The following is a 7,504-nucleotide window of genomic DNA, read 5'->3' on the forward strand; positions in this document are numbered from 1 at the left end:
GCGGCAAACACAGGGCGACACTCGCCGCTCAGGACAGGATGTTCCTCATCGACAGGTGCCGCGCATACCACGGCCGACGCGGCACACGGCGCAGCCACTGATCGAGCGAGTCCGGCTCGCCAAAGGTGATGCGCAGCGCCAGCTTCATCACCTCAGGGTCCATTTCGACGCTCTTGCCGGGACGAATACCTGGCAGTGTGCTGCAGCCATGGGTATCCGGGCCGAGCCAGGGATCGGCCACCTCGACCCAGGGCCCCGGCGCGAACCATTGCACGCCATTGATCTCCAGGCGGCGGACCTGGCCGGGATGGTGTCGCTCGTGGGCGCGATACCAGTCCTCGATGCGGTCGTCGATCCACCCATGAAAGCCCCAGAACACCGGGTGCACATGGGATGAAAACGGGTCGCCGAGAAAATCGTTCTCGCGCGCGAACCAGCGTCCGGCGAAGTCGTCCTGCTCACGCGCGAACGGCACCGGCACACCATTGGACGGATCGCGCGGCACCGACGCCCAGCACATGTGCAGCCAGTCGTGCAGGTTCATTTCGAGCTCGGAACCAAAGGCGCCCAGGCTCAATTTGGACAGGTACAGCGGGTCCTGGTACTGCGACTCCCACACCTGGAAGTTGCTGGTGAAGGTCTCGCCGGCCTTGATCGCCGACACCCACTGTCCGTAGTCGTCGTCGCCCGGCGCTCGCCAGGGCGGCGGCACGCGGCAACCGTCGTGGTTATCGTAGTAACGGGCAAAGCCTTGGCGATCGAACTCGACGCTGGGCTGCGGCAGCGGAAACTGCTGCCAGGACGGCAGGTCCTGCAACGCCCGGGCGGTGCCGAGCATGTGCCGGTGCATGAATAGAAAGTCTACGCCCGAGCCATTACGGTGTTTGCGCGGCCCTCGGGCATCACGCTCGCGATCGCGCGGCCCCGGTTGCCAGCCCAGGCCCCTGAGCGCATTGCGTTTTTCATCGGACATCTTGTGCCATTGGTCGCGACTGGCGTGCCAAAGCTGATGGAACAAGCGGTGCTCGGGACTGATCACCCAGGCTTGCATGGCCGCGTTGTAGGGCAGGCGTTCGCGGGCTTCGGGAAACAGGCGCTTGACGGCCACGAAGCGGCTGTCCGGCACCAGCAAGGTCAACGGGCGGTCCAGGCGCTGCAAGCGCCCGCTGAGCGTGCCACTGCCGGCGTTGGCGAATGCGCCCCAGACCTCGTCGAGGCTGGCCACGCACTCATAGCTCGGTCCGCCGCGCTGGCCGATGAGACGCCAGCGCACCTGGGCCGACGATGCGCCGACGAGGTCGCCCAACACCCGGTAGGCGGCAGGGCCTACGCCACGCAGGCGCTCGCCGGTGTCGACGAAGCCGCGCAGGCCGCGCCCCTTGGTAGCGATGTCGAAAAACACCTCGACGCCCGCGCCCGGCAAACCCTCCAGGCCACCATCGCGGCCCTCGAAACGAATGTCCCAGATCCCGCGCAGTTGGTCGGCGAGCCATTGCCCGGCCAGGTCGGCGAGCTCGACGCTGGCCTCGCCCGGGGTGACGACATCGTCCTGCGGATCGTGGGTCAGCACCTTGTGTGCATGATAGGCCGCGCCCCCCGCGGCCCCCGCCACTGCCAGGCCTGCGATGAATCCTCGTCGGGAAATGGTCATTGCGTCTCTGTCCGTTGCAGCCATGCTGCGGCCTCTATCCAAGCTAGAACGTACCCTGCGCCAGAAAATTTACCGGGGTCGGCAGGTGGTAATCGGCTACGGCCCGGCCGCTGACGCCGCCGCCTAGCATCGCAGCCTCATCCCCACAGGAGCAGTGCCGATGCCAGCCCCTCACCCCTCCCCGACCCTTGATTTCATCCATGCCCGCCTGCCTGCATGGATGCACAGCGCCACACCGGGGCAACGCGACCTGCTGCAACGGCGCGTGCAAGACAGCGTCAACGCTGCCCGGAGGGTGCGCGAGGTGCTTGCCCAGGTGCAGGATGTCGACAGCTTCTGCCGCCCGTTGCTGATCGAGGCGCTCGCCAGTTGGTATCCGGACACACCGCTGCCTACGCCTGAACAAGGCATCGTGCAACGCCGCGACCCCGTGCGTGAAAGCACGTGGCTGGAAGCGGCCCTGCAGAATTTCGACGCCAACGAGCCGATCTCGCTGCATGTCTCGGCCCAAGACCTGCGTCCGTTGCCATTGGACAGCGCGCGGTTCGTCAAAGGCGTGCGCAACCTGGACCTGGGATGGCGCTACCAGAATCATCTGCGCGAGCATCTGGATAACGACGACTACCGTGGACGGCTGCTGCAGCAAGACCGAAGTGCATTCGCCGCCGAGCTACTGCTCGCCGTACTGGAGCGGCGCATCGACAGCCGCGGCCAGATGCTGGGCGATGCCGTGCTGTCTGGACAATTCGACTTGCCGATGGCCGATGGTCAGTCCAGACGGCTGCAGTGTGCGTACTTGAGCGTATTCGGCATCCCGCTGCACGGCCCGCTGCTGATTCGCCTGGAACCCCGCGAAGCGACCGAACCCTGCTTGCTCTATCTGCCGGGGGCGCCAGGCGAATCCCTGCACCAGTACCCCTCGATGCAGGCGCTGGGCAGCGCGCTGACCCGCAAGCTCTGGAAAGCGGACGTTCGTCGCTACTTCGCTGGCTTCGTCAGCCACAAGCAGTTCACGCTGTTCGCCACGCGCCTGCGCCAGGCGCTGTATCCGCTCTACCCCTACACCACGGTGCAGCACGACCCGGTCCTGGAGAAGGGCCAGGCGATCAGTTGGCTGGAGCGTGCGTTTCCCTCGCCGCACAGTATCTGGCAGCCAACACTGGACAAGAATGCGCGATTGCCCTGGACCTGCGGGCTGTGGCCCGGCGACCCGTTCGCTGCGCGTGCCCGGCAGAACGTCGTCCGCGCGTTGACGGATGCAGCCACCCTGGCCGTCCCCGTTGCCGAGCGTAACGCCGCCGCTCAGCGCGAGCGCCTGGAGGGGTGGTTGCAGTTGGGTATCAATGTCGCCAGCCTGGCCGGGTTGTTCGTTCCGGCCCTGGGCACGGTGATGATGGTCGTCGGAGCTGCACAGGTGGTGGACGAGTTCCTCGATGGCGTTCACGCGCTCAATGAAGGCGACAGCGATGCCGCCATCGCGCACCTGTTCGGCGTATTCGACAGTCTGATCACCTTCGCGGCCCTGGGCGCTGCGGCCCGCTACGTCGAGGTCGAAGGCCCGTTGCAGGATTGGCACTTGCTGGAACACCAGGGCAGGCAACGCCTGTGGAACGGCGACACGACATTGTTCGCGGCTAATCGCCCTTGGCCGTCAGGGACCAACGTCTCTGCCGATGGTTTGCTGCACTGGCAAGGCCGGCAATGGCTGGAGATCGACGCCAAGGCTTATGCGCTGGGCCGTGACACCGATGCGCGCTGGCGTTTGAACAATCCTGCCGGGACCCACACCGTCGCACCCGCGTTGAGAGGACATAGTGCGAGCGTGCCGGTATTCGAACACGAAAATCCCTTGGCCTGGGATCGACAGACCTTGCTCAGGCGTCTGACACCGATCAGCACGGGGCTCGACGACGCCAACCTGGAACGGGCGCTGCGTTGCAGTGGTTACAGCGAAGCCGAAGTAAGACAACGGGTGGTCGATCATCAGCCGCTGCCGGCCCTGCTTCTGGACAGCCTGCAAACCCAAGGCGCCAGCGGCTTGAGTGACGCCGTACCGCTCGGCCCTGAGGCCGAGGTACTGGCCCGGCATTTTCCGTCGCTCAGCGAGCGGGTCCGCAGCGAGTTGCTGGCCAGCGCCCAGCACGACGACCTGCGCCAACTGCAACGCAGCCAGCGGCTGCCGCTGGCGATTGGCGAATCGGCTCGGCTGTACCTGCGCAATGCCCGCCTCAACCGCGCCTTGAGCGCCTTTCAACTCGATACGGGCGCGTACGCTGACCGCGACCTGATCGTCCTGCGCCAGTTGCAACGCTTACCAGGCTGGAGCGGGAACACCCGGGTAGAACTGCGCGAACAACGCCTCGCCGGTCGCCTGCTGGCGGCCGCCGGCCCGCAGGAAGGGGCCTGCAAAGTGATCGTGCGCGATGGCAGTCGCTACCGCCCCTTCGATGAAACCGGACTCACCCTCGGCAACGACACCGACCTGTTCCAGGCCTTGCTGCAGGCGCTGCCGGACGCCGAGCGCGTCACTCTGTCCATCGACATCCACCAGCCACAGCGCCTGAGCGATGTCCTGTTCGACTTGGCCGCCAACGACCGCGAGGGCTGCGCCCAAGCGCTGGGCATGCCGCCCATCCGTCCTCTGCTGCGCCTGCCGACGCGTCAACCCGGCGATCCACGTCTGGGCTACCGCCTCAGCGGTCGCGGCCAGGGCTGGCTAGATCCCGACGCGCTGTTCGAGGAGCTGTATCCCAGTACGCCTAACGACGACCGCCAGGCCCTTCGTAACCACCTGCGCCAGCAGGCGGGCGCCGCGCCCCATGCCTTCTCGCGCCTGCTGCTGGAACTGCGCGAGGATTACCGGCGCCTGAACAGCGCATTGGAATTGTGGGTGGAGGAACCGCACACCCCGCCACTGGAACACCCCGAGGCTCGGCGCACGGCGCGCATCGCTTTCGCCCAGAGCATACGCCAGGCCTGGCGGCGCGAAGCGCCCATGCATGGGTTGGGCGGTTTCGACCGGTTGGTGCTGCATCTGAACGCCAGCCGCGTGGGCAGACTGCCGAACTTGCCAGGCCCTCTGACCCAGGTTCGATCATTGAGCCTGGTAAATCTGGACGGTGGCCAAACCTCGAACCTGGGTGGTTTTCTCGAGGCGTTCCGCGCCGTACGCCACCTGGACCTCTCATCCTGCCTGCTGGGTCGTCTGCCTACGCAGCTCGGCAGACTGGGGGCGTTGGAGAGCCTGGTGCTGGCGGAGAATCTCATCGATCTCCAGATCGCGGAGAACGTCGAGGTCATTGCCCGGCTGACCCGGCTGCGCCAACTCAATCTGACGGACGCTATCTCCAACCTGCCGGTCACCGCCCTGCAACGCTGGGCGCAACTGCCGCGTCTGGAAGCGCTGCAAATCGAATCCAACAACCTCAATCTCGACGCGGCCCAACTGCAGGCGCTGGAACAGTGGCCGGCGCTGCGGGCGCTCAGCCTGCGAGACAACAGCATCCACCTGACGGTGCAGAGCCGCGATGCGCTGGCGCGACTCAACCGCCTCGAACAGCTCTATCTGAGCGACAACCCTCTGGAACTGTCGCCCGTTTTCACCGGCTGGACACGCCTGGAATTGCTGGACCTGCAGGACACTTCAATCTTCGAATGGCCGGTGGGCCTCACGGCACTGCTTGACCAGCGTCCCTTGCGCCTTCGCCAAATCGACCTAAGTGACAATCTGCTGACCGAACTACCGCCCCTGGCGGGTACTCAGTTCGCCCAGGCGGCCGCCGCAGAAGAAGGCACGCTCTACAACTTCGACAGCAACCCGCTGGATGAGCAAAGCCTGCAACGCCTGACCGATGCCGGTCTGTCCGCTTCACCGGACTACCCGATGCAAAATGGCTGGTATTTCGACTGGCCGATGGACCTGCTCGACCATGTCTCCGACACCGCTGAACACCCCCAGTGGCAGCCGCTCTACGCGCTGTTCGCACGGATGCCCGACACCGCCGAGTACCAGCAGCATCCGGCACAGGTGATCCAGCGCATGCAGCAGGTGGTGCGCTTGCTCAGCGAGCCTGTCCAGCCGGGCGCCGAGGGTGGCTGGGGGCGGGCCGAGCTCTTGCAGCAGATCAGCGCACGCCTGGAAGATGCGGCACAGACCTGTGTCGACCAGGCCAGCCTGTTGTTTCAGCAGACAGAAACCGATGTATTGATGTGGCATATGTTCTCGCACGCCGGCCCATCGGCGGACGATGCCCAGGCCCTGCTCGGCAGTGCGCTTGGCGTGTTGCGCCAGCACCTGCTGGATGAGCGTATCGCCCGCCTCTACGACGCTCGAGTCGCCCGTAGACGGGCCTTGGCCGAACCTGGTGATACGGGGATGGCGACTGAGCTTCCACCGCTGCATCCCGATGACGACCTGGGCGACGCCAGTTTGGGGGCAGCCAATTTCCTGATCGATGAAATCGAAATCCAACTCGACGCCAGACGGCGCCTGCAGGCACGCCTGGGACTGCCGCCGCAGCCGCAGGCGATCGCATTCGGGTATCTGGCGCAACTGAGCGAGGCGACCGTCGAGCGGCTGGGGGCTGCGGTACTGGCGGAGGTCGATGCCCAGCGCTTCAGCGATTGGGCGGTGCAGCAGCCGCTGTGGCGCGACTGGATCCAGCGTCTGCATCAGCCTGCCTTTCAGGCCCAGGAGCAGGCCTGGGAGGGCGCCGTGGACTATCACTCCAGCCTTAGCGAGGCCACTGAGCAGGTGGGGGCCTATGAAGGCGCGGTGGTCGCCGAGCCCTACTTGGTCGCGCTCGAACAGCACCTGGGGGATATTCCGGGGTTGCGGTGGCGGGTGGATGGGGTGGTGCAGAGGGTTGATTTGGTGTCTGGGCGGTATGCCAATGAGGGGGAGGTGTATCGGCGGGCCAGTGAATTGTTGGTGAGTAGTCGGGCGATTGCGTTGGATGGGCTGGTTCGGGAGATTACCTGGGCTATGGTTGATAGGGGGTGATTTGGTTTGTTTGCTTTGGCGGGGGTGGTGGTTTCCGGGGCGAATATTCGGATTTTGGGGTGAATATTCGGACTCTGGAGTGAATATCCGGATTCTGGGGTGAATATCCGGATTCTGGGGTGAGGCTGAGTCACCTTTTCGCCTTTACGGCGACCCCCTTTTTTTCTTGGAAAAAAGGGGGGCAAAAACCGCTTGCTCCCGCATACGGCCCCTGCGCTATGCGCAGGGGTTCCCTCGCGCCGGCGTCGCTCCGGGAGGACCGCGCTTAGGGGCCGTCCTGGCCCCAAGCGCTTGACGGGCATCCATGCCCGTCACCTCCCTGCGCAACGCCTATGCTCGGCCTCCTGAGGTCGCGGTTGGCGGTGGCTGAGCTACCGCGCACTAAGATCAACGGCAACGGCAACGGCAACGGCAACGGCAACGGCAACGGCAACGGCAACGGCAACGGCAACGGCGGTTTGATCGCGCAGCGCGCCTATAAATCTGTCCCACCGCCCTGCTTCTAAGCGCGCGCCAGTTCAGACGCCGCCCATCGCGACCTCAGGAGGCCGAGCAGAGGTGGCATGGAGGGGGTTGACGGGCATGGATGCCCGTCAAGCGCTTGGGGCCATGGATGGCCCCTAAGCGCGGTACCCCCGGAGTGCCACCGGCGCGAGGGAACCCCGCAGCGCAGCGAAGGGGCCGGATGCGGGAGCAGGCGGTTTTTGCCCCCCTTTTTTCCAAGAAAAATCTATGGTCACCCCCTTTTTTGCAATACTGATCATTGGGTGAAATGGATGGCTTGCGTAAATCTATCCGGCGTCGATTGGGCTGGTATCCCGCGCCACGATGAGTATTCGCACCTGGCGATC

At 65.2% G+C, this 7,504-nt stretch carries 3 protein-coding genes; 2 read left to right on the forward strand and 1 reads right to left on the reverse strand.

What is annotated here, in order from left to right:
* Nucleotides 1-28: 28 nt before the first annotated feature.
* On the reverse strand, nucleotides 29-1,651 hold the full coding sequence (gene pvdP, locus Q6A47_RS07490; protein ID WP_304483774.1) for a pyoverdine maturation tyrosinase PvdP: 1,623 nt from the start codon (nucleotides 1,649-1,651) through the stop codon (nucleotides 29-31).
* Between the two features lie 160 nt (nucleotides 1,652-1,811).
* On the opposite strand from pvdP, the gene Q6A47_RS07495 reads away from it, so the two are divergent.
* Nucleotides 1,812-6,653, forward strand: a complete 4,842-nt coding sequence (locus tag Q6A47_RS07495; protein ID WP_304483775.1) for a dermonecrotic toxin domain-containing protein — start codon at nucleotides 1,812-1,814, stop codon at nucleotides 6,651-6,653.
* Nucleotides 6,654-7,015: 362 nt separating this feature from the next.
* Nucleotides 7,016-7,159, forward strand: a complete 144-nt coding sequence (locus tag Q6A47_RS07500; protein ID WP_304483776.1) for a hypothetical protein — start codon at nucleotides 7,016-7,018, stop codon at nucleotides 7,157-7,159.
* Nucleotides 7,160-7,504: the final 345 nt, after the last annotated feature.

The sequence above is a fragment of the Pseudomonas boreofloridensis genome (genome assembly GCF_030580795.1).
GTDB classification, from domain to species: domain Bacteria; phylum Pseudomonadota; class Gammaproteobacteria; order Pseudomonadales; family Pseudomonadaceae; genus Aquipseudomonas; species Aquipseudomonas boreofloridensis.